The 1,947-nt window shown below is 70.3% G+C and carries 4 protein-coding genes; all 4 read right to left on the reverse strand.

Features of this window, described 5'->3' with window-relative positions; translation table 11 throughout:
- Positions 1-260: DNA-formamidopyrimidine glycosylase family protein (locus GH736_RS22005; RefSeq protein ID WP_328596946.1), on the reverse strand; the 260-nt coding region annotated here is incomplete at its 3' end.
- A 1-nt stretch (position 261) separates the two neighbouring features.
- Positions 262-924, reverse strand: a complete 663-nt coding sequence (gene rnc, locus GH736_RS22010; RefSeq protein ID WP_235934632.1) for a ribonuclease III — start codon at positions 922-924, stop codon at positions 262-264.
- Positions 925-1,015: 91 nt separating this feature from the next.
- Positions 1,016-1,219 carry a 50S ribosomal protein L32 gene (gene rpmF, locus GH736_RS22015; RefSeq protein WP_022887809.1) on the reverse strand — a complete coding sequence of 68 codons (204 nt, stop codon included), beginning with the start codon at positions 1,217-1,219 and terminating at the stop codon, positions 1,016-1,018.
- A gap of 9 nt (positions 1,220-1,228) precedes the next feature.
- A complete protein-coding gene (locus GH736_RS22020) occupies positions 1,229-1,729 on the reverse strand; it encodes a YceD family protein (protein WP_159607086.1) in 501 nt (166 codons plus the stop codon).
- Between the last annotated feature and the right edge of the window lie 218 nt (positions 1,730-1,947).

The raw sequence follows: 1,947 nt of genomic DNA on the forward strand, positions 1-1,947 counted from the left end.
GTGCGCAGCAGCAGCTGCCGGCTCATGCCGAGGTGGCCGACGACCGCGCGGTCGGGTCCGATCGGCAGCCACAGGAACTTGCCGCGCCGCACCGCCGCGGCGATGCGCGCTCCCGTGACGAGCGCCTCGAAGTCGCCGGATGCCGCGACGTGACGGGTCAGCGCGCGGGGATCGAGCACGTCGACGGCCGTGACCAGCGCGCCGGTGACGGCGGGTGCGAGGCCGGCGCGGACCACCTCGACCTCGGGCAGCTCGGGCACGTCAGCCGGCGTTCAGCTCGGTCCAGGCCTCGAGTGCGGCGGCCATCTCGGCCTGCTTCTTGCTCGAGCCCTCGCCGGTGGCCTGCACCAGGTCGCCGACCGAGACGGTGGCGATGAAGTGCTTGTTGTGGTCGGGCCCCGACTCCGTGACCGTGTAGACGGGCGGCGGGGCGCTGCGGCGTGCCGCGATCTCCTGCAGGCTCGTCTTGGGGTCCATGGCGGCGCCGAACCGCTCGGGGTCGTCGAGGAGCGGACCGACGAGGCGCAGCACGAAGGCCGTGGCCGCGTCGCCGCCCGAGTCGAGGTAGACCGCGCCGATGATCGCCTCGACGGTGTCGGCGAGGATCGACGGCTTGTCGGCGCCTCCGGTCATCGTCTCGCCCCGCCCGAGCAGCACGTAGGGTCCGACGCCGATGGTGCGACCGACCTCGGCGAGCGCGGCACTCGACACGAGGCTGGCGCGCCGCTTGGCGAGCTCGCCCTCCTCGAGGTCGGGGTGGTCGCGGAACAGCTTGACCGTGACGGCCTGCCCCAGGATGGAGTCGCCGAGGAACTCGAGGCGCTCGTTGGTGGGGATGCCGCCGTTCTCGTACGCGAACGACCGGTGCGTGAGCGCGAGCTGGAGCAGGGCCGGGTCCACCTCGATCTGCAGCGAACGCTGCAGTTCGTCGAGTGAATGCTCCGAGGGAGCCGTGGACTCCGTCCCCGTGTGCTCCGTGCGCGTCACGACCGGTCGGTAGGCGAGTCGGGGCCGACTAGACGTCGGCGACCTTGCGGCCCTTGTACTCGAGGAACAGCGGGGTGCCCGCGGAGTCCTCGACGACCTTGGCGCGGTGCGGCAGGCTGTAGGTGACCTTGCCGTTCTCGACGGTCTTGACGAGCGTGGGGACCTCGGCCTTCCACTGCGAACGACGCGCGTGCGTGTTGGCTCGTGACTTCTTCCTCTTGGGAACAGCCATGACTCTCTCTCAATCTCTCTGCTGGGGGGCGTCGGATGCGGCATCCGAGCCTTGGTCTTCGGAAGCTTCGAACCCCGCGAGCGCGGCCCATCGCGGGTCGCGCTGCTCAGGGGTGACGAGTTCCGGATGATCAGCCAGTCGGACCCCGGTCTCTGGGTCGAGACCCGGGCAGTCCGGCCGGCACACCGGCTGGAACGGCAGTGCCAGCACCACCGCATCTCGGATGAGCGATTCAAGATCCACGTGGTCGTCTTGAACCTCATACTCGAAAGCTTCTCCAGAATGATACGCGAAAAGCTCCTGGAACTCGACTTCGACGGGCAGGGCGATGTCGATGAGGCATCGGCCGCACTCCCCCTCGGCCACCGCGTCGACCTCGGCGGTGACGAGAACGCCCTCGTGCACGGACTCCAGGCGTACGGCCAGATCGAGCTCGGAGCCCGCCCGGACCGACACGAGTCCCTCGCCCATGGGGTCGCCCACGGGGATCGCGAGGCGCTGCTCGCGCATCTCGCCCGGACGGTTCACGAGGTCGCGCACGTTCACTCGGAACGGGGAATGCTGAATGGCCACGATCGACGATTCTACGCCCCGGCCGCGGTGCGATCGCCGAGCGCCCTCCGCACGCGATCGAAGAGCGAGCGGGGTGCGAACGCGGCCCTCGCCCGTTCCCCGGCGCTCGCGTCGGACCGCAGGGCCGAGCGCCTCCACGTCGGGCCGGGATCTCC

Origin of the sequence: Agromyces humi (assembly GCF_009720255.1) — a bacterium.
Lineage (GTDB): Bacteria > Actinomycetota > Actinomycetes > Actinomycetales > Microbacteriaceae > Agromyces > Agromyces humi.